The sequence below is a fragment of the Arthrobacter sp. 05T442 genome, assembly GCF_056395945.1.
The window spans coordinates 86,035-111,693 of sequence record NZ_JBFTKM010000003.1 but is presented as its reverse complement, the minus strand read 5'-3'; the positions used below and the strand labels follow the sequence as shown (position 1 = coordinate 111,693).

Annotated in this window: 24 protein-coding genes; 14 read left to right on the top strand and 10 right to left on the bottom strand. The window is 64.4% G+C overall.

What is annotated here, in order from left to right; genetic code table 11:
* Window positions 1–14 precede the first annotated feature (14 nt).
* Window positions 15–1,535, top strand: a complete 1,521-nt coding sequence (araA, locus tag AC1DES_RS05075) for an L-arabinose isomerase (protein WP_476894598.1) — start codon at window positions 15–17, stop codon at window positions 1,533–1,535.
* Entirely contained in the window at window positions 1,496–2,488 is a 993-nt protein-coding gene (locus AC1DES_RS05070) for an aldose 1-epimerase family protein (RefSeq protein ID WP_476894597.1), read from the top strand. Before araA ends, AC1DES_RS05070 begins: the two co-directional genes overlap by 40 nt.
* On the opposite strand, the gene AC1DES_RS05065 is transcribed toward AC1DES_RS05070, so the two are convergent.
* From AC1DES_RS05065 to dgoD (AC1DES_RS05035), 7 genes are all read right to left on the bottom strand, one after another.
* Window positions 2,475–3,239 (bottom strand): IclR family transcriptional regulator, encoded by a 765-nt coding sequence (locus AC1DES_RS05065; protein ID WP_476894596.1) that lies wholly within the window; start codon window positions 3,237–3,239, stop codon window positions 2,475–2,477. The two genes, AC1DES_RS05070 and AC1DES_RS05065, sit on opposite strands and share 14 nt — an antisense overlap.
* Window positions 3,240–3,481: 242 nt before the next feature.
* Window positions 3,482–4,450: a hypothetical protein gene (locus AC1DES_RS05060; protein WP_476894595.1), complete on the bottom strand. Its 969-nt coding sequence runs from the start codon at window positions 4,448–4,450 to the stop codon at window positions 3,482–3,484.
* Window positions 4,444–5,601: a galactonate dehydratase gene (gene dgoD / locus AC1DES_RS05055; RefSeq protein ID WP_476894594.1), complete on the bottom strand. Its 1,158-nt coding sequence runs from the start codon at window positions 5,599–5,601 to the stop codon at window positions 4,444–4,446. The genes AC1DES_RS05060 and dgoD (AC1DES_RS05055) overlap by 7 nt, the downstream gene beginning before the upstream one ends.
* Before the next feature lie 10 nt (window positions 5,602–5,611).
* On the bottom strand, window positions 5,612–6,451 hold the full coding sequence (locus AC1DES_RS05050; RefSeq protein WP_476894593.1) for a carbohydrate ABC transporter permease: 840 nt from the start codon (window positions 6,449–6,451) through the stop codon (window positions 5,612–5,614).
* Window positions 6,441–7,436, bottom strand: a complete 996-nt coding sequence (locus AC1DES_RS05045) for a carbohydrate ABC transporter permease (RefSeq protein WP_476894592.1) — start codon at window positions 7,434–7,436, stop codon at window positions 6,441–6,443. The genes AC1DES_RS05050 and AC1DES_RS05045 overlap by 11 nt, the downstream gene beginning before the upstream one ends.
* A gap of 109 nt (window positions 7,437–7,545) precedes the next feature.
* Window positions 7,546–8,859: an ABC transporter substrate-binding protein gene (locus AC1DES_RS05040; RefSeq protein WP_476894591.1), complete on the bottom strand. Its 1,314-nt coding sequence runs from the start codon at window positions 8,857–8,859 to the stop codon at window positions 7,546–7,548.
* Between the two features lie 29 nt (window positions 8,860–8,888).
* Window positions 8,889–10,022, bottom strand: coding sequence for a galactonate dehydratase (dgoD, locus tag AC1DES_RS05035; protein ID WP_476894590.1), 1,134 nt, complete (start codon window positions 10,020–10,022; stop codon window positions 8,889–8,891).
* Between the two features lie 49 nt (window positions 10,023–10,071).
* Here dgoD (AC1DES_RS05035) and AC1DES_RS05030 point away from each other — a divergent pair, with 49 nt between their 5' ends.
* The 3 genes from AC1DES_RS05030 to AC1DES_RS05020 all read left to right on the top strand — a co-directional run bounded on the left by AC1DES_RS05030 (window position 10,072) and on the right by AC1DES_RS05020 (window position 12,906).
* On the top strand, window positions 10,072–10,971 hold the full coding sequence (locus AC1DES_RS05030; protein WP_476894589.1) for a 2-keto-4-pentenoate hydratase: 900 nt from the start codon (window positions 10,072–10,074) through the stop codon (window positions 10,969–10,971).
* Window positions 10,972–11,134: 163 nt separating this feature from the next.
* A complete protein-coding gene (locus AC1DES_RS05025; RefSeq protein WP_476894588.1) occupies window positions 11,135–12,631 on the top strand; it encodes an aldehyde dehydrogenase (NADP(+)) in 1,497 nt (498 codons plus the stop codon).
* Window positions 12,632–12,684: 53 nt separating this feature from the next.
* Window positions 12,685–12,906: a hypothetical protein gene (locus AC1DES_RS05020; protein WP_476894587.1), complete on the top strand. Its 222-nt coding sequence runs from the start codon at window positions 12,685–12,687 to the stop codon at window positions 12,904–12,906.
* An 87-nt stretch (window positions 12,907–12,993) separates the two neighbouring features.
* Here the strand turns inward: AC1DES_RS05020 and AC1DES_RS05015 are convergent, their stop codons facing one another.
* Window positions 12,994–14,685, bottom strand: coding sequence for a RecQ family ATP-dependent DNA helicase (locus tag AC1DES_RS05015; protein ID WP_476894586.1), 1,692 nt, complete (start codon window positions 14,683–14,685; stop codon window positions 12,994–12,996).
* A 162-nt stretch (window positions 14,686–14,847) separates the two neighbouring features.
* On the opposite strand from AC1DES_RS05015, the gene AC1DES_RS05010 reads away from it, so the two are divergent.
* From AC1DES_RS05010 to AC1DES_RS04980, 7 genes are all read left to right on the top strand, one after another.
* A complete protein-coding gene (locus AC1DES_RS05010; RefSeq protein ID WP_476894585.1) occupies window positions 14,848–15,177 on the top strand; it encodes a cupin domain-containing protein in 330 nt (109 codons plus the stop codon).
* 27 nt (window positions 15,178–15,204) lie between these two features.
* Window positions 15,205–16,476 (top strand): alpha-hydroxy acid oxidase, encoded by a 1,272-nt coding sequence (locus AC1DES_RS05005; protein ID WP_476894584.1) that lies wholly within the window; start codon window positions 15,205–15,207, stop codon window positions 16,474–16,476.
* 72 nt (window positions 16,477–16,548) lie between these two features.
* Window positions 16,549–17,451 (top strand): ABC transporter substrate-binding protein, encoded by a 903-nt coding sequence (locus tag AC1DES_RS05000; RefSeq protein ID WP_476894583.1) that lies wholly within the window; start codon window positions 16,549–16,551, stop codon window positions 17,449–17,451.
* A 6-nt stretch (window positions 17,452–17,457) separates the two neighbouring features.
* On the top strand, window positions 17,458–18,444 hold the full coding sequence (locus AC1DES_RS04995; RefSeq protein ID WP_476894582.1) for an amino acid ABC transporter permease: 987 nt from the start codon (window positions 17,458–17,460) through the stop codon (window positions 18,442–18,444).
* Entirely contained in the window at window positions 18,441–19,208 is a 768-nt protein-coding gene (locus AC1DES_RS04990; RefSeq protein ID WP_476894581.1) for an amino acid ABC transporter ATP-binding protein, read from the top strand. Before AC1DES_RS04995 ends, AC1DES_RS04990 begins: the two co-directional genes overlap by 4 nt.
* Window positions 19,209–19,300: 92 nt before the next feature.
* Window positions 19,301–19,903, top strand: a complete 603-nt coding sequence (locus AC1DES_RS04985; protein WP_476894580.1) for a class I SAM-dependent methyltransferase — start codon at window positions 19,301–19,303, stop codon at window positions 19,901–19,903.
* 80 nt (window positions 19,904–19,983) lie between these two features.
* A complete protein-coding gene (locus AC1DES_RS04980; RefSeq protein WP_476894579.1) occupies window positions 19,984–21,345 on the top strand; it encodes an MFS transporter in 1,362 nt (453 codons plus the stop codon).
* Here AC1DES_RS04980 and AC1DES_RS04975 read toward each other — a convergent pair.
* On the bottom strand, window positions 21,269–22,459 hold the full coding sequence (locus AC1DES_RS04975) for a sigma-70 family RNA polymerase sigma factor (RefSeq protein ID WP_476894578.1): 1,191 nt from the start codon (window positions 22,457–22,459) through the stop codon (window positions 21,269–21,271). The two genes, AC1DES_RS04980 and AC1DES_RS04975, sit on opposite strands and share 77 nt — an antisense overlap.
* Before the next feature lie 316 nt (window positions 22,460–22,775).
* Between AC1DES_RS04975 and AC1DES_RS04970 the strand changes: the two genes are divergently transcribed.
* Window positions 22,776–23,156: a VOC family protein gene (locus tag AC1DES_RS04970; protein ID WP_476894577.1), complete on the top strand. Its 381-nt coding sequence runs from the start codon at window positions 22,776–22,778 to the stop codon at window positions 23,154–23,156.
* A gap of 441 nt (window positions 23,157–23,597) precedes the next feature.
* Window positions 23,598–23,915, top strand: coding sequence for an EthD family reductase (locus AC1DES_RS04965; RefSeq protein WP_476894576.1), 318 nt, complete (start codon window positions 23,598–23,600; stop codon window positions 23,913–23,915).
* 151 nt (window positions 23,916–24,066) lie between these two features.
* Here AC1DES_RS04965 and AC1DES_RS04960 read toward each other — a convergent pair whose 3' ends face one another.
* Window positions 24,067–25,656, bottom strand: a complete 1,590-nt coding sequence (locus AC1DES_RS04960; RefSeq protein ID WP_476894575.1) for an alpha-amylase family glycosyl hydrolase — start codon at window positions 25,654–25,656, stop codon at window positions 24,067–24,069.
* Between the last annotated feature and the right edge of the window lie 3 nt (window positions 25,657–25,659).

Here is a 25,659-nt window from a genome sequence, read left to right as displayed (position 1 = left end):
TGAAGGAGACACCCATGTCAAAGGCCAACAACACCTCTCTCGAGCAGTACGAGGTCTGGTTCCTCACCGGCAGCCAGCACCTATACGGCGAGGACGTCCTCAAGCAGGTCGCCGCCCAGTCGCAGGCCATCGCAGAACAGCTCAACCAGTCCTCCGACGTCCCCGTCAGGATCGTCTGGAAGCCCGTGCTGACGGACTCGGACGCGATCCGCCGCACCGCCCTGGAAGCGAACTCGGACGATTCCGTGATCGGCGTGACCGCGTGGATGCACACTTTCTCACCGGCGAAGATGTGGATCCAGGGCCTGGACCTGCTCCGGAAGCCGCTCCTGCACCTGCACACCCAGGCCAACGTCGAATTGCCGTGGGCGGACATCGACTTCGACTTCATGAACCTGAACCAGGCCGCGCATGGCGACCGCGAATTCGGCTACATCCAGTCCCGCCTCGGCATCCCGCGCAAGACCGTCGTCGGGCATGTGTCCAACCCGGAGGTCTCCCGCCAGGTCGGTGCGTGGCAGCGCGCCTCCGCCGGCTGGGCGGCCGTCCGCACCCTGAAGCTGACCCGTTTCGGCGACAACATGCGCAACGTCGCCGTCACCGAAGGGGACAAGACCGAAGCGGAGCTGCGCTTCGGCGTCTCGGTCAACACCTGGTCCGTCAACGAACTCGCCGACGCCGTGCACGGCGCCCCGGAGGCCGACGTCGACACCCTCGTCGCAGAATACGAGCGGCTCTACGACGTGGCCCCCGAACTGAAGGCCGGCAGGCCCCGCCACGAGTCCCTGCGTTACAGCGCCCGGATCGAACTGGGGCTGCGGTCCTTCCTTGAGGCCAACGGCTCCGCGGCTTTCACTACCTCCTTCGAGGATCTCGGCGCGCTGCGCCAGCTGCCGGGTATGGCTGTTCAGCGGCTCATGGCCGACGGCTATGGTTTCGGCGCCGAAGGCGACTGGAAAACCGCCATCCTGGTCCGCGCCGCGAAGGTCATGGGCGCCGGTCTCCCGGGAGGTGCCTCGCTCATGGAGGACTACACCTACCACCTGGCCCCCGGCCAGGAGAAAATCCTGGGCGCTCACATGCTGGAGGTATGCCCATCCCTGACCGCGAAGAAGCCGCGCGTGGAAATCCACCCGCTCGGCATCGGCGGGAAGGAAGACCCGGTCCGCATGGTCTTCGACACCGACGCCGGACCCGGAGTCGTCGTGGCCCTGTCCGACATGCGCGACCGCTTCCGCCTCGTGGCGAACGCCGTCGACGTCGTCGACCTCGACGAGCCGCTGCCGAACCTGCCGGTGGCCCGCGCCCTCTGGTCGCCCAAGCCCGACTTTGCCACCTCCGCGGCGGCCTGGCTGACCGCCGGGGCCGCCCACCACACCGTCCTCTCCACCCAGGTCGGCATGGATGTCTTCGAGGACTTCGCCGAAATCGCGCGAACCGAGCTGCTCACCATCGATGAAGGCACCACGATCAAGGCATTCAAGAAGGAACTGGCGTGGAACGCGGCCTACTACAAGCTGGCCGGCGGGCTGTGAACGGCGAGGAATTCCGGCTGGTCTCAGGGGACTACTCCGCCTCCGTCGTCCAACGCGGCGGTGCCCTGCGGCAGCTGACATTCCAGGGCCGGGACCTTGTGGTTCCTTTCGACACCGAGGCGCCGATTCCGGACTACCGGGGCATCATTGCCGCCCCGTGGCCCAACCGGATTGCGGACGGAAAATACACCTTCGACGGCGTCGACTACCAGCTTCCGGTCAATGAGGTCGAGCGGGACTGTGCCCTGCACGGCCTGGCATTTCCCCTCGACTGGACGCTGGAAGCCCGAACCGAATCATCACTTGTCCTTGGCTGCACCATTGTGCCCTCCGCCGGATACCCGTTCCGGCTCGAAGTCACTGCCAGTTACCGCCTGGACGAGGGCGGACTTCACACCAGCGTGACGGCGACCAACTCCAGCGCCACGACAGCGCCCTACGGGGTCTGCCCACATCCGTACCTGCTCGCGGGTCCTGCACCGTTGGATGAATGGATACTTCAGTTCCCCGCCGGGAAATTCCTGGAAGTGACTCCCGACCGTCTGCTGCCCGTGGCTACTCGCCCTGTTATAGGACACGAGTACGACTTCCGAGCTCCCCGTGCCATCGGCGCTACGGAGATCGACCACGCCTTCACGGACATCACCTTTGGCGAGGACGGCTACGCACGGCTGATCGTCCTCGATCCGGGAGGAACCGGCGTCGGGATGGCGTGGGACCGGAGCAGTCCCTGGCTGCAGGTGCACACCGCCGACAAGCAGCCACCCCTGCCCAACCGGCTCGGACTCGCCGTGGAACCCATGAGCTGCGCGCCGGACGCCTTTAACACCCGCCAGGACCTGATCCAACTCGAGCCAGGCCAACGACATGAAGCGTCCTGGAGCATCTTCGCCTCGTCGACCGCGAAAAGCTCGCAGCACTTTGACGGCGTCGTATCCGCTATCGTGCGATAGCTGCTGGTCCCCTCCGGTATCCGAGCGTTTCCGAGATTTCCATGGCGGCTTTTTCTATCTCTTCCCGGAATCCCAGAAGCTCGGTGAGGCCCATTCGGCTTACCGGCGCGGAAACACTGAGCGAACCGCTAACGTGCCCTGAAGCGGAAAGGATCGGAACGGCGACACAGCATATGCCGGGCTCATGTTCCTCATCGTCGACGGCATAGCCGCGTTGTTTGGTCAGCAGTAATTCGCGGTCGAACGCGGCCCGGTCAGTGATGGTGGTTGCGGTAAAACGGTGGAAGTCAATTGTGGGGTAATGCGCCTCAAGTTCGCGTTCCGGCAAGAGTGACAGGATCGCCTTGCCAACCCCCGTGCAGTGTTTAAGGACAACCCGACCGACGCGGGATTCGATACGTACCGCGTGCTGGCTCTCGACCTTGTCGACGTAGGTTATGTCCAGTCCTTCCAGCGTGGCCAGGTGCACGGTTTCCGTGGTGACCTCGCTAAGCCTCATCAGGAACGGGCGCGCCAGCGTGCGAAGATCCGTCGCTTCGAGGGCGCGCTGCCCGAGGTCGATGAGAGCAGACCCGAGAACGTAATTGCCTGTTCCTGCTGGCTGCAGGAAGCGTTCCTTCTTGAGAGATTGCACCAGGCGCAGCGCCGTTGTTGGATGCACATCCAGTGCCTGGCTCAGCTCGTTAATGGTTTTCGGACCTTCTCCGGCAAGCCTCAGGATCGCCAGTGCCCGGTCCAGTGATTGGCTCAATCTGCCTTGTCCGTCCTATTAGTGGGGGCCGTGGATCCATCCTGTGCGCGTTCGCGTCCATCCCCGAGAGGGGAAGCGAACGCGCACAAGGTTGGACCCGAACGAACGGTTTGTTTCCATCGGGAATGTTTCTGCGTTAGAACGACCCGCCAATTGCCTTCTTGCAACTACCTATTGCGATTCTACGCGGCCGGCGAAACGCTGCCCCCCGAACTGGCTGGCCTCCGGACGCCCGCGGACCATCAGGGCGAGAGGACTATCCTGGATGGTTGTGGAACCCCGAGCTTGCTTACGTGGGCGGGGGTGTCCAGGGATGACATCTCGAAGTCGTTTCCCAGCCGCTCCAACATGTCAAGCCCGATCCGGGCGCGGCGGACGCGTTCCTTCGACAGGGCGGTCGTTAGGTTCTCGAGATGTCCGCCGCTGGGGTAAACGTCCGGGTGGTTCCTAAGGCCGAACTTGACGTACACAGGGGAAAGCACCCGGATCAGGTCATATATTTCGTAGTGCCGGACGAATCCTCCGAGGTTGTCAGGGGCTTCGATATAAAAATCGATCGGTAGGTCCACCGCTCCCCGGATAGAACTCAGGCGCGGCAGACTCATCCCCGGAGGAAGGTTGATCGTGTCCAGGCCGGCGTCTTCCAGGACTTGAACGGAGAGAGGATTGCTGGCCATCAACTGCACGGAACCCTTCAGGACAAAGTCCGCCGGCAGCAACCCGCTCGAGCGCATCATCGACGCGGCGCGCAGGACGCCTTCGTCGGACACCAGCGCCCCACGGACCCCTAAATCCGCCGCCCGGGCAAGGTCATCCATTGAATATACGAGCTGGTCGGAGCCTTCCAGACGGTTGCCACCGAATGCACGCTGCCCGGACACGTCCCAGGCGGCACGGGGACCGACGAAAAGGCTTAGTTCCACGTTGCGGGCGTGGCACAGCCCTGCCATCTCGCTGATTTCGTCATCAGTGAGCAGCATGGTGCCGCTTCCCTGCGACACGCGATGGACAGGTACACCGTATTCGTCCGCGGCCGCGAAGACTGCCTGCAGGCCCGCTACACCCTCGGTGCTGGGGATTTCCACACGATAATGTGCTCCGTCTGGAAACAGCTTCGCCGAAGTAGTGACGCCGTCGGATCCCGGGGCCCCGGCGTTCTGCAGCAACTGCCGGTAGGCCTGGAGCTGTCGAGGGCTGGTACCGATCACCATGCCGCGACTCCCGCGTCGTGTGCGTCGAACCAGTGCGGAAGCTTCCAGCTGCCGTCGTAGAGCAACGGCTCTATGGCTTCCATATCCAGTTCAACGCCGAGACCGGGGCGGCTGGAGGGGTGGACATAGCCGTCAACGAGTTCAAAAGGCTCGGTCACCAGGCCCTCGCCCAGGGTGATCTGCTCTTGGGCCACGAAGTTCTCCACCGTGAAGCTCAAATGCAGGCTCGCGGCCAAGTTGACAGGTCCCAGCGGATTGTGGGGGGCGAACCCCACGCCGTAGGTCTCGCTGAGGGCAGCGATTTTGCGTGCTTCTGAGATTCCGCCGCAATGGGATAGGTCCGGCTGGATGACCGATACCGCGCGGCTTTCGAGAAGGCGCTGGAAGCCCCAGCGGGTGAAGAGGCGTTCCCCTGAGGCGAGGGGTACGTTGACGCGCCTGGAAATGTCGGCCATGGCGTCCACGTCCTCCGGCAGGCAGGGTTCTTCGATGAACATTGGCCGCAAGGGCTCAATGGCTTCGATGAGCTGCACGGCGAGCGGGCTGCTAACCCGGCCATGGAAATCAATGGCAAAGTCCACATCCGGCCCGATTGCTTCACGCAGCAGCGTGAACCGCTCTACCTGCCGGTCAATGAAAGAGCTGGATTCGAGGAAGCGGGCAGGTCCAGGAAGGGCCGTCTTCACCATGGTGTAGCCTTCCGCGACGGCGGTCCGGGCCAAGGTCAGGAATTCCTCGAGATCTGACTCCCTGAGGGACGGATCAGCCGGAACGTGGTCCCGGGTGTTCACGTGTTTGTACACCCGCGCCCGGTCGCGCACCGTGCCGCCTAGCAGGGCGTGTACCGGTACTCCGAGCCGCTTGCCCATGAGGTCCCACAACGCTTGGTCTACAGCGCTGATGGCGCTGCCGATCACGGCGCCGGCGGGGTAAAACGTGGCGCGGTACATCAGCTGCCATAAGTACTCGATGCGTTCGGCGTCCTCGCCGATCAGCAGGTACTCCAAATCACGCAGGGCGGCCTCCACGGTCCGGTCACGGCCCTCCAGCGAAGCCTCGCCGATGCCGGTCAGGCCGTCGTCAGTATGGAGGAGGAGGTACGAAAACCGCGGCTTAACATGGAGAATTTCAAGGCTCTTAATCTTTACCAACTTTTTTGTCCTAACTCTTAACAGCGCCAGCGGTGAGGCTGCTGATGAGGTACCGCTGGAGGAAAATGAAAACGATCATCATCGGAATGACCGCATAAAGGGACGCCGCCATAAGGTCATTCCATTGGATTTTGTACTGGCCGATCAGTTGCCCAATTCCCACGGGAACGGTTTTCATGTCCTCCGAACTGGTCAGGATGAGGGCGAACAGATATTCATTCCATCCAGTGATGAACGAATAGATGGCCGTTGCGACAAGTCCAGGCAGGCTGAGCGGCAGTACGACTGTCCAGAAGGTGCGGAAGCGTCCGCATCCATCGATACCGGCGGCCTCGTCGAGTTCCCGGGGAATGTTCTTGAAATACCCGTACATCATCCAGGAACAGAAGGGGATGGTGAAGGACACGTAGGTCAGGACCAGTGCGGATTGCGTGTTAACGAGTCCGAAGGTCTGCATGATCTTGTAGTACGGGATCAGCAGCATAATCGAGGGGAACATCTGTGAGATCAGCAGGAACGTCAGGAACGAGCCCTTGCCCCTGAAGTTGAACCGTGAAAGGCCGTATCCGGCGAAGGCCGAAAATGCCAGCGAGATCAGGGTGGACGAGGAGACCACGACAATACTGTTCCGGAAGTAATCAAGGAAAGGGTAGTCCGTAAAGACCCGGACGAAGGCCTGGAAATCCGGTGTCGCAGGCCAAAGCTTAACCGGTGACGAGAACAGGTCAGTTTCCGGCTTGAGTGCCGTTGAGACCATCCAAAAGACCGGGACCAGGACAAATAGCACAGACACGGCGAGTATCAGGTAAAACGCCGGATTGGCGCGCGCCTCCAGGCTTTTAGTCCTCATTGTCCCGAACCACCCTTCTGTAAACAACACTGATGATGAAGCAAATAGCAAAGACAATTACAGCCATGGCGGCTGCACGCCCAAAGTCGAAGTTCTGGAATGCCACGCGGTAGATGTCGATACTTACCAACCGGGTGGAGTCGGCGGGTCCGCCGGCGGTCATCAGCCACACAATGGTGAAATGCTTGAACCACCAGACTGTGTCGAGGATGATGCTGACGACCAGAACCGGGAGAAGACCCGGAACAGTCACGAACCTGAACTGGTTGAACCCGCCGGCGCCATCCAGGGAAGCCGCTTCATACCGTTCCTTCGGAATCGCCTGGAGCCCGGCAAGCACCAGGATCATCACCAGCGGATAGCCCTTCCACACGCAGGAGGCGACGACGGCCGCAAAGGCGAGGTTCGGATCATCGAGCCACGCGATCGGCTGGTCGGTCAGATGAACCGTCTGTAACGCGAAGTTCAGCAGGCCGTAGAGCGGGTTGTAGATCCATTTGAAGATGAGGGCGACGACGACGTCCGGGAACAGCCAGGGAAGGATCAACACGGCCCGGAAGAGGACCCTGAAGCGGATATTGGAGTTCAACACTAGGGCAAGGATTGTGCCGACGACCAGATTGCCGGCAACGACGAGGATGGCGAATATCAGGGTGATCCCGGTAGACCTGAGAAAGTCCGGATCGGAGAGGGACTCAATGAAGTACTTGAGGCCGACGAAGTTCCACTGGTTGCGGAGATTGGTCTTGAAGAGGCTGATGTATAGGCCGTAGCACAGGGGATATACGATCAGCGCCAGCATGATAAGTAGCGAAGGTGAGATGAACCAAAGTCCGGACCGTTGCTCGTGGACAGCGATCTGCGAGACCTGCGGCTTTCGCTGGCGTATCCTGCTCCTCATGCGGCTGCCATCCGAGGGCAGGCCTGGGCTCTCCGGTGGCACGTCTCTTCGTTCGTCAACAGTTGACTGGGGCAGCTTTGCCATATGTGCGCTTTCCTGGTAAACGGGCTTCCACCGAGGGTGGAGGCCTCTGCAAACGCGGGGCCGACCCTGGGAGGGGCTTTCGGGATTGGAAAACCCCTCCCAGAACGGGCTAGCCGTTGTTGGAGATGTCCTTCATTGTCTTGTCCGCCGCGTTCTTGGCGGCTTCTTCCGGACTCATCTTGTTGAGCATGACTGCCTGGTAGGAGTCACCGGCAATCTTCTGGATGTCGGGGTAGAACGACGCGTCCGGCAGAATAAAGGCGTTGGTCTGGGCCTCAATAAAGCCCTTCAGCTCCGGCCGGTTGATCTGCGGGTCGCCGATCGCGTCCGTGCGGGTGGGGAACCGGCCGGTGGCCTTGTTCCATGCCAGCTGGTTTTCCTTGTTGAGCATGAACTTCAGGTAGTCGGCCGCAGCTTCCTGGTGCTTGCTGTCCGCCGAGATGGAGAAGCCGAGCATTCCCAATACCGAGACGGAGCTCTGCCCGTCGGCGTGGGGAAGGGGCGCCCCTGCCAGCTTGCCCGCCAAGGAGGGATTCTGAGCGAGAATGGCGCCGATGGTATGCGGTCCTGTGACCATCATGGCTGCTTTATCGGTGGCCATGTTGGTGGTGGCCTGCGCGTAGCCCGTCTGCAGCGGTCCCGGCGGGACTGCCTGGTCCTTATTGACCAAGTCTCCATAAAGCTGGAAGGCCTTGGCAGCGCCGGCGCTGTCGAACTGGGTTGTCCACTTGTCGCCGTCCTTCGTCAGTTCCTTGGCGCCGAAGGTGCGCATGACGGGGATGAATCGCGAACCGCCGGAGCCGTCATTCGTACCCACCATGCCGAATCCCCAGCGGTCGGTCTTCCCGTCACCGTTGGTGTCGACGGTGAGTTTTTTCGCGTCGTCCTCGAATTCCTGCCAATTGGTCGGCGGAGTGATGCCCGCCGCCTGGAAGAGGTCGGAGCGGTACAGCAAACCGGTGGGGATGGTAAAGAAGGGGGCGAACTGCAGTTTGCCGTCGGAAGTCGCCTGCTTCAAGGGGGCTGCTTCGAATCCCTTGATGTAATCCTGTCCCATGAGTTTGTCCATGTCGGCGACAATTCCGAGCTGCTTGGCCTTGGCCGAGAACTCAGGGGAGTTGACGAAGATGTCGGGCATCTGGCCACCCGTGGCAAGGGTGCTGATCTTTGCGTAGGCATCGTTCATCGGAACGCCCATGAATTCAATCTTCACGTTCGGGTGCGCCTTCATATAGGCGTCGGCGTATCCCTTTTCCACGGTGCTTTCCGGCTTTTCAACCACCGTGGGCGAGAGGATGGTCAGCGTTATGTTGCCGTCCGAGGCGCTTTCGGTGCTGCTCCCGCCGCTACAGGCGCTGAGGCCGGTTCCGGCGAGCCCTACTCCGAGCAGCGCCGCCAACATGCGTTTGTTGAGTTTCATCATGATCTTCCCGTTCGTTGTCCCATGGCCGGTTACCACTCTGCAACCGAGCCGTCCTTGTGCCGGAGCGTGGGGGATTCCCACTCCCCGTTTGTTCGTTTCGCCGCCAGAGCGTCCTCATCGACCTCAATGCCCAGTCCGGGCCCGGACGGAAGGAATATGCTTCCGTCCACAATTTCGAAGGGGTCTACGAGGATCCCGTGGCCAAGGTCGCCAAGATCCTCCAGGGTTGGATGCTCCTGGATCAAAAAGTTGGGAGTGCAGGCGTCGAGCTGAATGCACGCAGCCAGCGATATCGGGCCCAACGGGTTGTGCGGCGCGACTGAGACGTTGTACGTCTCGGCCATCGCAGCAATTTTGCGGCCTTCGAAAATACCGCCCACGTGGCAGAGGTCCGGCTGCACGACGGCGACCGCGTTTTTTTCAAGAAGCTCCCGGTATTGCCACCGCGTGAACAGCCGCTCGCCGGTTGCAATGGGTGTCCTGGTCCTCCGGGCAATATCGGCCATCGAGTCGGCGTTATCCGGAAGGCAAGGCTCTTCGACGAACATGAGCTTTAGGCTTTCCATCTCGGAGATCAGGACGTTCGCCAGAGCGGGTCCGACCCGGCCGTGGAAGTCCACGGCGATGTTGACCTTGGGCCCTACCGTCTCGCGGACCAGCGACACCCGCTCCACCTGCTTGTCGATAAAGTCCGGGGTCTCAAGCGGCCACGCCGGCCCCTCGAGTGCGAGCTTCACGGCGGAAAAACCGGCAGCCACCCTCTTCCGGGCTGTCGCCGCCAATTCCTCCGCGGTATCCCCATGACAGTGCGCATACATCCAGACACGGTCCCGGACATGGCCTCCCAATAGTTCATAGACAGGCACCCCCAGACCCTTGCCCTTGATGTCCCAAAAAGCCTGCTCCAACCCGCTGAGCGCACTGGTCAGAACGGGGCCTCCGCGGTAGAAGCCACCCCGATATATTGCCTGCCAGTGGTGTTCAATCCGGCGCGGGTCCTGCCCCACCAGATAGTTGGACATCTCGTGGATTGCCGTCTCCACCGTGCGCGCTTTGCCCTCGACGATTGGCTCGCCGAATCCTACGGTTCCCTTATCCGTAGAGACCTTCACGACGAGCCAGCGTGGCGCGATGTGGAAGGTCTCAATTTCCGTAATTTTCATTCCCCGGCCCCCTCACTCGGTTTAGACAACTGCAACATATGCAGTGGCCATGCGCAACGTGCACTATGCTGTCAGTGAAAGTGCAAGTGAGTCAAGTCACTTCCCGGAAAGGATTCAATTGATTAGCGCGTCGAGAGAACTCGAATTGTCGAGCATTGCCCAGGGGCTGTTTCGGGGAAATTCCGGGGAGGCCGGACAAGGGACGCATTTGGCGGCGCTCTCCGGGTCCACCAATTTGAGCGAAGACGAAGGCTACGAGGTGCAGTCCCGGCTCCTCCGGCTTCATGAGGCCGCCGGAGCCAAACGTGCGGGTTATAAAATCGGTCTAACGTCGGCCGCTGCCCGGTCCAACTTCGGCGCCTCTGCGCCGGCGGTAGGTTTCCTTTTACAGCATTCGATCTGGAGCGAATCGGCGTGGCCCGGTTTCCAACCTGCGGCGTCACCATCCCTCGAAGCCGAGATAGCGTTTGTACTGGGTGAAGATGTGTCCGGTCCGGACTTAACAGCAGCGGATATCCTTCGCGCAACCGAGCGAGTATTGCTGGCTGTCGAGGTCGTAGAGAGCCGCTGGCCCGGCGGCCCCGCTGGGCTGGGCGCCCTCATCGCGGACAACGTGAGCGGTGCCGGCGTCGTACTTGGAGCCGAAATAGACATGCGGGGAGTTGATCTTTCGCAGATACAGGCTTCCATCTCCGCCGGAGGCAGGGAATCTGCCGGGTCGGGGGCAAACGTGTTCGGACACCCAGCCGCGGCAGTTGCCTGGCTCGCGGGCGAGCTGCACCGGCGGGGACAACTTATCCGGGCAGGAGAGCTGGTCATGAGCGGAACGCTGTGCACGCCGGTTCCGGCGCCGCTAAACGGACCCGCCACGGTGGACTTCGGGACATTTGGCTTGATACAGCTCCAACCAGGACCGAATCGGGTCGTTTCCGGCGCAGCACATAGCTGAAGCCGCATCCACCGTGCTGGACGACTGGACTGCAGAGCGCGGCCAGCACAACGACGAACTGCGACAACCGTTTCGGCGGCACTCGGCCTCGCCAGTATTCCGGGCCAGCTGGCCGGCCTCGAAACAGCGATATTGAAGCGAATCAGGAACCTTAAGGAGAGTAATGGAAACCGGAAACGCCACGCTGACAGCACCCGGAACGCCCGTGCCTGAGAGCACAACGGCGGCAGAGCTCGCCTCGTTGCTCGGCAAGGCAGCCGACGCCGCCCCCGCCTGGGCCGCGACCCCGCCCGCCCGGCGCGCTGATGCTTTGCGCTCCATCGCCGACCGGCTGGACGCCGCCGCCGGCGAGCTCGTGCCGCTCGCGCAGTCGGAGACCCACCTGCTGGAAGGCCGCCTCACTGGCGAGCTGAAGCGAACCACCTTCCAGCTGCGGCTCTTCGCCGAGATGCTGGACGATGGAAGTTATCTCGACGCCCGCATCGACCACGCCGATCCTGCTTGGCCCATGGGCGCCCGGCCGGACATCCGCCGGGTCCTGGAACCCCTTGGCCCGGTGGTGGTCTTCGCAGCGAGCAACTTCCCGTTCGCCTTCAGCGTCGCCGGAGGAGACACATGCTCAGCGCTCGCGGCAGGGTGCCCTGTCATAGTGAAGGTCCACTCCGGGCACCCGCGGCTGTCCGCGCGCGTCGGAGCCCTCGCCGCCGAAGCCCTCTCCGCGGTTGGCGCGCCGGACGGTCTGCTATCACTGGTATTCGGAACAGAGGCAGGCCGCGAAGCGCTGCTGGATCCGCTGATCAAGGCGGCCTCTTTCACCGGCTCCATCCCCGGCGGACGTGCACTGTTCGACCTCGCCGTGTCCCGGCCCGAGCCCATCCCGTTCTACGGCGAACTGGGCAGCGTCAACCCCGTCTTTGTCACCAAGACCGCGGCGGAGGCGCGTAGTGAAGAGATTGCCGCGGAATTCCTCGCCTCCTACACACTTGGTGCCGGACAGTTCTGCACCAAACCCGGAATCCTGCTGGTCCCAGCCGAATCCAGGATTCTGGACCAGCTCCGCTCGGCCGAGCAGCCCGGCGGCGCCCCGCTGCTCAACGACAGAATCCAGGGCGGCTATGTCGAAGTGCTCAAGGGCCTTCTAGACGATTCCGCCGTCGTACCAGTAGTGCTCAGTGAGGAGGCCTTTGCCGAACCGCCCGTCCCCACCCTTGTCGCTACCACCGCTGACGCCGTGCTCGCCGACCCGGAGGGCCTGATCACCGAATGCTTCGGACCGACCGCCCTTGTGGTCACTTACCGGGACGAGGATGAGCTGCTTGCCGTGGCGCGCATCATCGACGGCCAACTCACCGCCACCATCCAGGGCCAGGACGAGGACAGTGTGGTGCCCGAGCTTGTGCGGCTGCTGGCCTTGAAGGCCGGGCGGGTCCTTTGGAATCAATGGCCCACGGGTGTCTCCGTCACCTACGCCCAGCAGCACGGCGGCCCCTACCCCGCGACCACCACACCCACTACGACGTCCGTGGGAACGGCAAGCATCGCCCGCTTCCTGCGACCGATCGCGTATCAGGGCCTACCCGACGAACTTCTCCCCGCTGCCTTGCAGGAGGGCAACCCGTTAGGGATTCCGCGTCGAGTGGACGGGGCCATGACGGCGTGAGCCCCGAACCTGACCTGCCGATCGCCGCCGTCGGAACGAAGAAAGGGTGTTCCATGAATGAGGGGGATGGCCAGGAATGGCCGATCACCGGACCCTGGGAATGTGCCGCGGGCGGGCTAGTCGATGTGTTCCTCCACGGGACGCACTACCGGCGGGGGATTGTCGACGACGTGATGCCGGATGCCTCAGGTTTTTGGCTCGCCGCGGAGGGTGCCAGCCTGCGCGAATTCGTCAACCGGCGGAGTGGCTTTCAGGTACGGGCTCGACGGACCTGAGCGTCCGGGAGACTCTTTTCCGGCAGCTGGGGTTGGGCAGGCCGGGCACGCTTGGGATACCGCGGGTGACGTTCCAGGGGCGGGGTTTTACGGTGCCGGCGTGAGCAGGCCGTGGCCCAGGACTGTCTTCAGGGACAGCGTCTTGTAGCCTTCCCTCTCGAACAGCACGGTGAGCTTGTCGCCGTCGTGCTCCATCACCTGGCCTGGCCCCCACACAGCGTGCACCACGCCGGAGTTAGGCGGGAAGGGCCCGCCGGCGTCGTGGTCCACCGCGCACGCCGAGCCAGTGCTGCAGGTATCGCAGTTCCCGCACGGATCAGGGAGCTCCTCGCCGAAGTAGCCCAGCAGGAATTGGCGCCGGCAGCGGTGCGTCTCCGCGTAGCCGCGGATCATCGCGATGCGGGACTTGTCCACGCGTTCGCGTGCCGCCGCGAGCTCGACGGCGCGTTCCGTCACCTCTGCCGGGTCCGCCGCGGCGTCGAGGATGACACCGCGCTCGGTGGCGGTGACGGCCCCGGTGTCCTGGAGCTGGTTCAGGAGCCCGGTGAGGCGCCGGGCGGGGAACCCCGTCTGTTCTGCCAGTGAGCTCGGGGGCAGCGGTTCGCCTGCGTTGCTGAGGACGGTGAGGACGGCGACGAGCGCGTCCGGGTCCGGGGTGTGGGTGGCGAAGTAGCGGCGCAGGCCGAGGTCCTCCGAGCGGTAGTGCAGCACTGCCTCGGCGGCCCGGCCGTCCCGCCCGCCGCGGCCGATCTGCTGGTAGTAGCTGTCCAGGGACTCGGGAATGTCCGCGTGGAGCACGAAGCGCACGTCAGGTTTGTCGATCCCCATGCCGAACGCCGTGGTCGCCACCACAACGTCCAGCCGCCCGTCGAGGAACTGCTGGTGGACGTCCTCACGCTCGGCTGCGGTGCGGCCGGCGTGATAGGCCTCGGCCCGGACGCCGTTCCTGGCCAGTTTCGCGGCGTATCTCTCCGTGTCCTTGCGCTTGGCCGCGTAGAGGAGGCCGGCGCCGCCGGTCCCGGACCGTTTCATGTCGGCGACCAGCGCGGCCACCTGCCGGATCACGGCGCGGCGCTTCTCCTTGTCCTCGTGGTGGCGGAGCACCTCCAGCCGGATGTTGGGGCGGTCAAAGCCGCGGACCAGGACCAGCGGGTCCTTCATCTTCAAACGTGCCTGGATTTCCTCGCGGACCGGGGGAGCGGCGGTGGCTGTGAGCGCCGCCGTCGTCGGGTTGCCCAGGCGCTCGCGGACCTCGCCGAGGCGGAGGTAGTCGGGCCGGAAGTCGTGGCCCCACGCCGAAACGCAGTGGGCCTCGTCCACCACGAACAAGGCGATGCCGAGCGCCGCGATGCGCTCCACGGTACTGGTCTTGGCCAGCTGCTCGGGCGCGAGGAACAAGAACGTGGCCGCGCCGCTTTCCACGGCCTGCCAGGCCCGCTCCTGCTCGGCGGCGGTGTGCGAGGAATTGACTGCTACGGCGGCGTCTGGACCGGCCTTCTCCCGCAGTCCGTCCAGCTGGTCCTCCTGCAGGGAGATCAGCGGGGAGACGACGACGGTGGGCCGGCGCCGCTTGCCGGGCCCCTGCCGGGCGTGCAGCAGGAGCGCGGGGATCAGGGAGATCGCGGATTTCCCGTAGCCGGTGGGCATCACGGCGAGAACGTCACGGCCGGCCGCGAGGTCGCGCATCCCCTCGAGCTGGCCGTCGCGGAGCCGGGCGAGGCCGAAGGTGCCGGCCGCGAGCCGACGGAGCTCGGCGTCGTCGGGAGTGGGATCGGTCATGTGGCGGCTCCGTTGCTGCACCGCGATCGGAAACGTGCGTGGCCGGTGGCGTTGGCCCTTGGACTCAGGGTAGGCGCAGCCTGGGACGTTGCAGAAGCCGAGAATCGAGCGCCGGGACATAGGACCCTCGGCAGGGCAACCGATTCTGGGTACGGTGGCTTCATGCAGAAAATATCGATCGACGCCCTGGCCCGGCAACAACTCGCGGCTGCGCTTGCGGCCGGCAGTGGCAGGGCCGCGGACACGGTGTTTGGCGGGCATGAGAAAGTCCTCCGCCAGACCGTCATGGCGTTCAAAGCCGGAACGCAGCTGAGCGAGCACCAGAACCCCGGCGAGGCGACCGTGTTCGTTCTCCGGGGGTGTGTCCGCCTGCGGGCCGGCAAGGAATCGTGGCAGGGTAAGGCCGGGGATCTCCTGATCGTGCCGACTGGACTGCACAGCCTTGAGGCCGAGGAGGACTCCGCGATCCTTATGACCGTCGCGAAGGTCTAGCGCAAGAAGGCAGACGAAAGGCTCTTAGTGAAATTTAGCGATGCCAGGCAACTCATCCAGGTGAAGCGTCCCGTGCTATCGCGTCAACGGCGTGTGCTGGCGAACGCTTACAACGTTGAGGAGTACCGGAAGGCCGCGCGCAAGGTTTTGCCTGCCGGCATCTTCGACTATCTGGACGGCGGATCTGAAGACGAGGTGACCCTCCGGCGCAACCGTGCGGTGTTTGATTCGTGGGGGCTGATGCCAAGCTGGGGCCCCGTCTCCGGGCCGGACACCAGCACCACCCTGCTGGGCCGCGCGAGTGCCTTGCCGCTGACGTTGACTCCGACCGGGGCCACCCGGATCTTCCACCCGAAAGGTGAGCTGGCTGTCGCACAGGCCGCGGACAAGGCCGGCATCCCCTACGGGTTGGCGGGGTTGAGCACGGTGCCCATGGAGACGATCGCGGAGCACTGCCCGGGCCTGGACCGTTGGTTCAATTTCGGACTGTCCCGCGATACGGCCGCCCGGGACGCCAAGCTGGACCGGTGCAAAACGGCCGGCTATGAAACCCTGATCGTGGGAGTGGACACCCGTGCGCTTGGCGCCAGGGAACGGGACCTGCAGAGTGGCTTCACCGCACCGCCCGCGCTGACGCTGTCGACCATGGTGGATTTTGCCCGGCGACCGGCCTGGTGGGCCAACTTCCTCACAGCGGAGGGAATCAGCTTCCCGAACCTGGCGCCTGTTTCCTCGACATCCACGGTGGTCACCCCTTCCATGTGGCAGCAGATCCTTGGCCATTCAGATGCCAGCAGCGGCTGGCCAGAGCTTGAGGCGCTGCGCGCGGCGTGGCCGGGCAAGATTGTCCTCAAAGGGTGCGTCAACCCTAAAGACGTGGTCCGGGCAGCACAGATCGGCCTGGACGCTGTCCAGCTCAGCAACCACGGGGGCCGCCAGTTGGATCACATGCTGAGCCCGATGGATGTCCTGCAGGAATCGCGCCAGCGGGTGGGCGATGCGATCGAAATTTACGTCGATTCCGGAATTCGTCGCGGGAGCGATGTCCTGAAGGCGCTGGCATTGGGGGCCGACGCCTGTTCCATCGGCCGGCCCTACCTCTACGGCTTGGTGGCGGCAGGATCTCCGGGCGTGAGCCGCATAATCAGCATCTTTTCCGAGGAACTGCGGCGTAACATGACGCTTGTGGGAGTGTCCAGCATCACAGAGCTGAAGGCCCGGGGCGCCGAAGTCGTCCGGGACCTCCGTTATGCAGCAAGAACCCTGGGCGACGCGGCACCCGGCGGGACTGCTCTGTGAAACGCCATGAACTCCCCGTGCGCCCCCGCATTTAGACGTTGATCCAGTAACTCCAACTCAACAAAGGAACCCATGCGCACCCAGCACCTCTTCCCGGTCCTTACGGTCATCACGGCACTTTCGCTCTCGGGGTGCGTCAACAACAGCGAGCCTTCCCCCGCCGGAAGTGGCTCCGGGGCTGCCAGCAGCACCGCCGTGCCGAAGAATGACTCAATTGCCGCCCAGTTGCCGGACAAGATCAAGACGTCGGGCGTCCTTAATGTCGGGATGGCCAACAACTATCCGCCGAATGAGTTCAAGGACGACAACGGCGCGCCGGCCGGATGGTCGGTGGACCTCACGAATGCCCTGGGCCAGGTCCTGGGGCTGAAGGTCAATTTCGATATCGGCACGTTCGACAACATCCTTCCTGCCGTCCGGGCCGGCAAGGATGACATGGGGATGTCCTCGTTCAGCGATACGGCGGAACGCGAGAAGCAGGTGGACTTCGTCAACTACTACTCGGCCGGCATCCAGTGGGCCTCGCCGAAGGGCAAGACCGTGGACCCGCAAAACGCCTGCGGGCTGAAAGTCGCCGTCCAGGCCACAACTTACGAGGACACCCACGAAGTGCCCGCCAAGTCCAAGGCCTGCACGGATGCGGGTAAGCCGGCCATCACCACCTTCAAGTACGACTCCCAGGACCAGGCCACCAACGCACTGGTGGTGGGACAGGTTGACGCCATGAGCGCCGATTCGCCGGTGACCCTGTACGCAATCTCGAAGACGAAGGACAAACTCCAAACCGCAGGCGATGCTTTCGAAGTGGCGCCGTACGGGATCCCTGTCGCCCAGGGCAGCGCGTTCACTCCCGTGCTCCAGAAGGCGCTGCAGTCGCTGATCGACGACGGCACCTACACCAAGATTCTCTCCAAATGGGGCGTGGAGAGCGGCGGTGTCAAGACCGCGACCATCAACGTGGCGTCCAAGGGGTAACTGGCCATGATCGAGCAACAACCAGGTCCGGGGTCATCCTCCACGAAGGGCGCCACCGGCGACGACGGGGAGGGGGAGGCCCTCATCGCCGTTCCCCTCCGCCATCCCTGGCGGAACCTCATTGCGGTGGTCCTCGTCCTCGGGCTCGCCGTGTTTGTACTGGACGCGGCCCAGCGGCCTGACTACGGCTGGGCCGACGTCGGCAAATACATTTTCGACCGGAGGATCAGCCAGGCCGCCTGGGTGACGTTGTCGCTCACCGTGTACTCGATGGCCGCCGCCATTACCCTCGGCCTGCTCCTGGCCATCATGCGGCTCTCCCCGAACCCGGTGCTGAAGAGCATCGCCTGGCTGTACCTGTGGATCTTCCGCGGAACCCCGGTGTACGTCCAGCTGGTGTTCTGGGGCATCGTGTCGCTGATCTATCCGGTCTTCACCCTGGGTGTGCCGTTCATGACACCGTGGGTTACCGTCCCGAACGGCATCTTCACCAACCTCTTCATCACCGCCGTGATCGGCCTGGCGCTCAACGAGGCGTCGTACATGTCCGAAATCGTCCGCGCCGGCCTGCTTTCCGTGGACGAGGGACAGGCGGAAGCCTCGACGGCCCTGGCCATGTCCTGGGGTCAGACCATGCGGTATGTGGTGGTGCCGCAGGCGATGAAATTCATCATCCCGCCCACGGGAAACGAGGTGATCTCGATGCTCAAGACCACGTCGCTGGTGGCGGCCATTCCCCTGAGCGTCGACCTCTACGGCGTGTCCCGCGGCATCTCCGCCGTCACGTTCACGCCGGTGCCGCTGCTCATTGTGGCTTCGATCTGGTACCTCCTCTTTACCTCGGTGCTCATGGTGGGGCAGCACTTCATTGAAAAGAGATTCTCCCGCGGCACCGGGCGGATGAAAGAGGGCAAACAGCCGGGCGCAGCGGAATCCGCGAAACCCGGGATTACCAACGCGCCGGCGGGCAACGAAGCAGGAGGCAAGGGATGACGGAAACGCCCATGGTCCGCGCAGAGCGCGTGTCCAAGAGCTTCGGCCTCAACAAGGTTTTGCGGGGGATCACCCTCGAGGTCAAACCCGGTGCGGTGCTCTGCATTGTCGGGCCGAGCGGCTCCGGGAAGTCGACCTTCCTGCGGTGCATCAACCACCTGGAACGGGTCGACGCCGGCCGGCTGTCCGTTGACGGGCAACTCGTCGGGTACCGCCAAAAAGGCGGCAAGCTGTACGAGCTCAAGCTCAAGGAAGCGGCCCACCAGCGCCAGGACATCGGTATGGTCTTCCAACGCTTCAACTTGTTTCCGCACCTGACGGCCGTGGAGAACATCATCCTGGCGCCCATGCGGGTGAAAGGCATCTCCAAGGCCGATGCCACCGCCCGGGCGATGGAACTGCTCGGACGCGTCGGGCTGGAGGACAAAGGGGACGCGTATCCGGCGCACCTCTCCGGCGGGCAGCAGCAGCGGGTGGCCATTGCCCGCGCCCTGGCGATGGACCCCAAGCTCATGCTTTTCGACGAGCCCACCAGCGCCCTCGATCCGGAACTGGTGGGTGAGGTCCTGGACGTCATGAAGGAACTGGCCCGGAGCGGCATGACGATGATCGTCGTGACCCACGAGATGGGGTTCGCCCGCGAGGTGGCTGATTCCTTGGTGTTCATGGACGAGGGCGTCGTCGTCGAGGCGGGTCCTCCCCGGCAGGTCCTTGGCAATCCGCAGCACGAACGCACCAAGGCGTTTCTGTCGAAGGTTCTCTGACCGTTCACTGGGCATGTCCCCCTGCGGAGGGGCCGCCGGCCGGCGGCCCCTCCGCTCTGGTTCCGCCCTCGTGCGCGTGGAAAACTGATCCTGTGGACAGTGCCGCGGCGAGCAAAATCTGGACCGAGTACAACGCAGCCCAGGCGACGCGTCCCGTGCGCCCCCTCTGCCTCGACGCAATGGCGGCCGCCGAGCCCGGGAACGGCCGGCTCGCCATTGATTTGGGCTGCGGCGCCGGGAAGGAAACAGCGGCCCTGCTCGACGGCGGCTGGCGGGTGCACGCCGTCGACTCGCTCCCCGATACCCGGGAGCGGCTGCTGGCCATTCTCCCGGCCGATGCGGACGGACGCCTGAGCGTCGAGGTGACCCCGTTCGAGGACCTCCGCGAACTCCCCGGGGCGGAGCTGATCCTGGCCAGCTATTCACTGCCGTTCATCCACCCTGACCGCTTCGGTGCCTTCTGGCGGATGCTGGTGCAGTCCCTGCGGTCGTCGGGAGTGATCGCGGTGAACCTTTTCGGCGAACGGGATTCGTGGGCCGGCACCCCCGAGTGGAACTTCCACACCGCGGAGGACGCCCGGGGCCTTTTCGCCGGCTTGGAGATCGTGAAGTTCGAGGTCTTCGACGACGACGGCCAGTCCTTCAAGGGACCCAAGCACTGGCATATTTTTGACGTGATCGCCCGGAAGCCGTGAGGACCTGAGCCAAGCCGCCTTGGGGCGGACGCGCCGTCACGGAGTTCGTCGCCGCCCGCCCTGTGGGACAGACTGTTGCCGTGAGCAACTCTCCCCGAACCGGCCTCGCTGTCGCAGGACTTAGCCTGGGCACGGCGCTGAATCCGCTGAACTCCTCGATGATCGCCGTCGCGCTGGTGGTGTTGCGCGCGGATTTCGGGCTCGACGTCGCCACGGTCACCTGGGTGATCACGGCGTTCTACCTCACCTCCGCGGCCGGCCAACCGCTCATGGGCCGGCTGGCGGACCGCTTCGGCCCGCGGCGGCTCTTCATGCTCGGCATGGCGGTGGTGGCCGTGACCTGCGCGCTCGCGCCGTTCGCGCCCAACTTCGCCCTGCTGTGCGTGGCACGCGCCTTCATGGCCCTGGGCACCGCGACCGCGTACCCGAGCGCCGTCGTCATGGTGGGGACGCTGGCCCGCAAAGCCAAGGTCAGATCCACCCGCCCGCTGGGACGGATCCAGATGGCCAACACTTCCGCGGCCGCCGTCGGGCCGGTGGTCGGCGGGTTGCTGGTCAGCCTGGTCGGGTGGCAGGCCCTGTTCCTGATCAACGTCCCGCTGTCCTTGGCCGCGATGTTCGTTGTCCGGCGGTTCGCCCCGGCCGACGAGGTCCGCGAGCGCGGCAAGGCCTCGGAGCTGCTGCGGGATTCGGACATCCCGGGGATCCTCGCCTTTGTCGGCGCCCTGATCTTGGTGATGATGTCGCTGCTGAACGTGCTGCCCGGGGCACGCTGGTGGCTGCTTGGGGGAGGGATGCTGCTGGGCGTGCTGTTTGCGTGGCGCGAGCTGCGATTCTCCCCGCCGTTCCTGGACCTGCGGCTGCTGGGCCGTAACCGGTCGCTTCTGCTGGTCTATCTGGGCTTCGCGCTGTTCAGCGGCGTCTACTACTTCGCATTCTTCGGGCTGCCGCAGCTGCTCCAGGAAGTCGGCGGCTACGATCCGGGCATTGTGGGGCTGCTGATGCTGCCGCTGGCCGCGATCTCGGTGGTGGCAACGCCGTTCGCCGTCCGCGCGATCGACCGATTCGGCGTGAGGCGAGTTCTGATCGCCGGCGTCGTGCTGCTGGTCGGGGCGTCAGGGACGATGTGGCTGCTGACGGCGTCCCTGGCCGTGCCGCTGGTGCTGGCGCTGACCGCGCTGCTGGGCGTGCCGTACTGCGTGGTGAGCATCGCATCCAGCCAGGGCATGTTCGTGTCCACCCAGCCGCAGGAGCGGGGCGTGGCCGCCGGGATCTACCAGACCTGCCGCTACCTCGGCGCGATCACCGCGACGGTGCTGATCGGCATCTTCTACGGCACCGGCGTGAACCAGGCCAACTGGGGACTCATGGTGCTCGTGATGCTGGGGCTGGGCGCGGTGGTGTTCGCCGTGACGCTGGCGTGGCGGGAGCGTCGGGTCTGAGGGCCGCCGGCGCGGGGTCCGACGCCGTCTCCTCGCCGGACGGGCTTTCGCAGTCAAAGTGATACTGCCGCGCGATGTTGGACCGGGACGGGTCCTTGAGCTTCGCCATCGCCGCGACCTCGATTCTGCGGATGCGTTCGCGGGTCATGCCGAACGATTTCGCTACCGAATCCAGGCTCCGCCCTCCGCCACCCGTCATGCCGAAGCGCATCGCAATGACCCGGGCCTCCCTGTCCTCGAGCATGCGGAGTATGGCATGGACCTGGGCCTGCATTTGTTGATGGATGAGCGCCTCGCTCGTGTCGCTGGCGGATGAATCCATCAGCTGTTCTGCCAGGGCTTCGGTTCCGCCCTTGCCGTCGGACACCTGCCAGTCCAACGAACAGACTGGCTGGTCCACGGTCAGCAGACACTCAACCTTCCCGACCGAATTGTGCGTCAGCCGGCTGAGGTCTTCCCTGCTGCAGACGGTCCCCGTCATAGCGGCCGTCCGCTGCGCTGACCTCACTTTCTGCAGCTGATCGAGGACGTGACCCGGCAGCCGGATAAGCCGTGCCTGCTCAGCCAGGGCCCGGGTGATGGCGTTCCGGATGTGCCACGTGGCGTGGGTGGAGAATCTGAAACCCATGGTGAAGTCGAAGGTGCGGACGGCCTTGTGCAGTCCCAGGTTTCCTTCCTGGATCAAGTCCTCCAAGTCGAGGCCCCGGTGGGTGTAGTGCTTGGCGATTGACACCACTAGCCGGAGGTTGGCGTGGAGCATCGCGTCGGCGGCTCGCTGGCCCATTGCAGCGATGGCCCGAAGCTCCCTCTCGTCCTGGCCGGGCCGCGGGGTTCCGTGCGCCAGGAGCTGTTCCGCGAAAAGCCCTGCCTCGATGTCCTGCGCCAGTTCTACTTCCTTCTCGGCAGTGAGCAGATCGTATCGGCTCAGCCGGCTGAGGTAGTCCGCGACGGCGTCGTCGGTGAACCGGCCGCTTGCTGCCAGTACTTCCGGCCGGCCAGGGTCGTTCGGCTCGCATGATTCAGGGGCCGGGGCGGCTGCTGCAGGCGGGGAAGGCGTCCTGCCGTTTGCCTCGTGGACCAGGTCAGCCATGTCATCCCCTGTCAGAACGTTCATGCTTCTGAAGGCAGGCTATGCGGCCGGTATGACAATAAGCGGAGGGTATGGGCGAGCACCTTTTGGCCGGCCCAGGACCTTTCAGCCGGATGCCAGGCACCTCTGTTTCCGCATGCCGGAATGGGGCCATAATGGCCACATAAACTTCGGGGACCCTGGCGCAGTTGGTGGGTGGCGCGGCTTTGAAGAGTCCCAGGTGGCTGCCCCGGCTCGGCGCAACGGGCGGTCACCGGCTCCGGACAAGGACGTTCCGGGGGCCGAAACCGGGGGAGTAACGCAATCGCTGCGATACACCAGTGCACTGAAGGGAATCATCATGTTCAAGGATTCAAACATCATGGCTGTCCTCCCCGCGAAGGACATCAACAGGGCGAAGGAGTTCTACCGGGACAAGCTGGGAATTGAACCCACCGAATCCATGGAGGAGGGCAGCCTGACTTACAGCTGCGGCCAAGGAACCCGCTTCCTCGTCTACCAGACCCCGAATGCAGGGACAGCCAAGAACACCCAATTGGCCTGGGAAACGGACAATCTCGAACGCGAGATGGAGGAACTGCGAGGCCGCGGCGTCGTCTTTGAAGAGTACGATTTTCCCGGCCTGAAGACAGAGAACGGCGTTGCCACAGCATCCTTTGGGAAGGCAGCCTGGTTCCTGGACAGCGAGGGCAACATCTTCAACATCGCCCAGCGCGCGTAGGCCGGAGCCTGGCACCGATCAACGGCGCAAAGCATCGCTGCAGCCAGCTGCGAAGCCGAAGGGAACCGGTTCCCGTCACCAGGGCGGGAGCCGGTTTCAGCGCAGATACGAGAGTTTGGAACGCTGGCACCTGGAAGTCAGTACATCAGCCCTTGGGCTCGTACGCCTCCGGGAGCTTCAGGCCGCGCCCTTCTACCACCGTGTGGAGGCGGGCGGGGCAGCCGCTGAAGATAGTGGCCAGCGGGCGTGATTGGACCGGGACTTGAATATCAGCGCCGCGGCATGGGCAAAGGGATTAAGCGGTGCCGCTCGCGCGGCAGCCGCAGAATGTGGCAGATGGAGCGTTGCGGAGGTCGGACCTCTCGACGTTCTCAGATTGCATTGATAGCTTGGGCTTCATCCACACCATGTTCATCCGAGAGGCTCGCTATGATCAAGCGGTTGACGACCTGGCAGGTCCAAGCGGACCTGAATGAAGATGAGGCTGTCGAGCGCTGGCTCACCCGCCATGTCCCGTTAGTGCTGGCCGTGCCAGACGTGCAGGCGTATGTCCAGAACCGCTGCGTGCCCGGCCCGAACGGTGATAGGCCGCCCTACGCCGGCTTGGGCGAAGTATGGTTTGAGAGTCCCGAGGCCGCTGATGCAGCCACGCGTTCTCCGGAATGGTCCGCCGTTATCGCTGACGCACGGGAGTTTATGGACCTGTCCACAGCCGTCGTCGCGTGGGCCGAGGAGCATCCCGCGTCCAGGCGCTACTGAACGTATGGCTGGACTTTGGCCCTGATGACTTTCAGCCCCCGATTTCAAAGCCGTGCTTGCCCACCGTCAGTGTGCGCTGGCAGGGCATTAGCCGTTCCGGTGTTGTCGGGTATTCCCACGGAAACGTGGATGGTCCCGAAACAGACTGGCCTCAGCCCCGCCGCATCCATGCGGCGTTGTTTGGCTGTAGTAAGCCGTCCTCCAACAACGGGGCCGCGCTGAGCAACACCGTTCCCGCCGGCAATTGCACCGGATCGGTGCCCATAGCGACGGCGACGAAGAAGTCAGGGCTCCGCTCGCAGATCAGCACGTTCCCGGCTTCGACGCGCCAGCTTCCGCCGTCGTTCGCGGTGAAGACGCCTTGCGCCCATAGCTGGCGTCGTAACTCCAATGCCTTGGTGACCAGCGCGAGCGACGACTCCGGGTCCTGCAGCTGCCGCTCGATCGCATGCGTTCCCCAGCCATCGGGCTGCGGCAGCCACGGATCCGCGGCCGGGTCGCTGAGCGAGAAGCCGTGGCTCAACGCCGCGTCCTGGGTCCAGGGGAGCGGGACGCGGGCGCCGTCGCGGCAGACTCCGCCGCGGGCCCACATCGGATCCACCCGGGCCTCGACCGGGACGTCGACCTCGTGCAGCCCGAGCTCCTGGCCCTGGTAGAGGTAGGCCGGGCCGGGCAGACCCAGCAACGCCACCAGCGCGGCGCGGGCGCGCAGGGCGCCAACGTCGCCGCCGCCGCCAAACCGCGTTACTGACCGGACGATGTCGTGGTTTTCCAGCGCCCACGTCGGCGTCGCACCGTGCAGCAGGCGCGCGGCTTCGAGCTCGTTTCCGACGGCGGCCCACGCCTCCGGGTCCCAGCCGAGCTTCACGAACGCGAACGCGAAGGCCTGCTGCATCTCGTCGGCGCGGGTGTAGCGGGCGGCGCGGGCCGGTTCCAGGTTCACTTCGCCCACCAGGAGGCGGTGCGGCTCGTACTTCTCGGCCAGGGTGCGCCAGCGGCGGTACACCTCGTGGACTTCTTCCTGGTCCGAGACCTGCGGGTTGGACCGCAGCCCGTCCACCACCCCGCCCGTTGTGGGGGAGTCCGGCAGGCCCTCGGCCTTGAACAGGGCATGCGCGACGTCGATCCGGAGGCCGTCCACGCCCTTGTCGAACCAGAAGCGCAGCACGCCGTCGAAGTAGGCGCCGACCGCCGGGATCCGCCAGTTCCAGTCAGGCTGTCCGGCGGAAAACAGGTGCAGGTACCAGTCGGTATCCGTCGCCGAGCCCGGGTTGGCGCGGCTCCAGGCGCGGCCGCCGAACACGCTCTGCCAGTTGTTCGGGGGCGTGTCGGCGTCGGGGCCTTCAACAAAGTGGAACATGTCCCGTTCCGGCGAGCCCGGGCCGGACGCGAGGGCCGTCTGGAACAGCGGGTGCTCCGAGGAGCAGTGGTTGGGGACGACGTCGAGCAGGACCCGCAGGCCCGCCGAGTGGGCCAACTCCAGCAAAGTATCGAACTGTTCCATGGTGCCGAAAAGGGGGTCCACGCCGCAGTAGTCGCTCACGTCGTAGCCCTGGTCCACCTGCGGGGAGGGCTGGAACGGGGTCATCCAGATGCCGTCGACGCCGAGGGAAGCGATGTACGGCAGCCGGGCGATGAGGCCGGCGAGGTCACCTACGCCGTCGCCGTCGCCGTCGGCGAAGGAGCGCGGATAGACCTCATAGATGACGGCGGATTGCCACCACTCAGCGGAAGGCGCCAAGAC

What these genes read in the sequence shown, in the direction of transcription:
- AC1DES_RS05030 (WP_476894589.1), top strand. Translation starts at nt 10,072, where the DNA reads ATGCGCAACGTGCACTATGCTGTCAGTGAAAGTGCAAGTGAGTCAAGT.
- AC1DES_RS05000 (WP_476894583.1), top strand. Translation starts at nt 16,549, where the DNA reads ATGCGCACCCAGCACCTCTTCCCGGTCCTTACGGTCATCACGGCACTT.
- AC1DES_RS05040 (WP_476894591.1), bottom strand. Translation starts at nt 8,859, where the DNA reads ATGATGAAACTCAACAAACGCATGTTGGCGGCGCTGCTCGGAGTAGGG.
- AC1DES_RS05015 (WP_476894586.1), bottom strand. Translation starts at nt 14,685, where the DNA reads ATGACCGATCCCACTCCCGACGACGCCGAGCTCCGTCGGCTCGCGGCC.
- AC1DES_RS05020 (WP_476894587.1), top strand. Translation starts at nt 12,685, where the DNA reads ATGAATGAGGGGGATGGCCAGGAATGGCCGATCACCGGACCCTGGGAA.
- AC1DES_RS05045 (WP_476894592.1), bottom strand. Translation starts at nt 7,436, where the DNA reads ATGGCAAAGCTGCCCCAGTCAACTGTTGACGAACGAAGAGACGTGCCA.
- araA (WP_476894598.1), top strand. Translation starts at nt 15, where the DNA reads ATGTCAAAGGCCAACAACACCTCTCTCGAGCAGTACGAGGTCTGGTTC.
- AC1DES_RS04970 (WP_476894577.1), top strand. Translation starts at nt 22,776, where the DNA reads ATGTTCAAGGATTCAAACATCATGGCTGTCCTCCCCGCGAAGGACATC.
- AC1DES_RS05060 (WP_476894595.1), bottom strand. Translation starts at nt 4,450, where the DNA reads ATGGTGATCGGTACCAGCCCTCGACAGCTCCAGGCCTACCGGCAGTTG.
- AC1DES_RS04975 (WP_476894578.1), bottom strand. Translation starts at nt 22,459, where the DNA reads ATGAACGTTCTGACAGGGGATGACATGGCTGACCTGGTCCACGAGGCA.
- AC1DES_RS05025 (WP_476894588.1), top strand. Translation starts at nt 11,135, where the DNA reads ATGGAAACCGGAAACGCCACGCTGACAGCACCCGGAACGCCCGTGCCT.
- AC1DES_RS04990 (WP_476894581.1), top strand. Translation starts at nt 18,441, where the DNA reads ATGACGGAAACGCCCATGGTCCGCGCAGAGCGCGTGTCCAAGAGCTTC.
- dgoD (WP_476894590.1), bottom strand. Translation starts at nt 10,022, where the DNA reads ATGAAAATTACGGAAATTGAGACCTTCCACATCGCGCCACGCTGGCTC.
- AC1DES_RS05050 (WP_476894593.1), bottom strand. Translation starts at nt 6,451, where the DNA reads ATGAGGACTAAAAGCCTGGAGGCGCGCGCCAATCCGGCGTTTTACCTG.
- AC1DES_RS04995 (WP_476894582.1), top strand. Translation starts at nt 17,458, where the DNA reads ATGATCGAGCAACAACCAGGTCCGGGGTCATCCTCCACGAAGGGCGCC.
- AC1DES_RS05010 (WP_476894585.1), top strand. Translation starts at nt 14,848, where the DNA reads ATGCAGAAAATATCGATCGACGCCCTGGCCCGGCAACAACTCGCGGCT.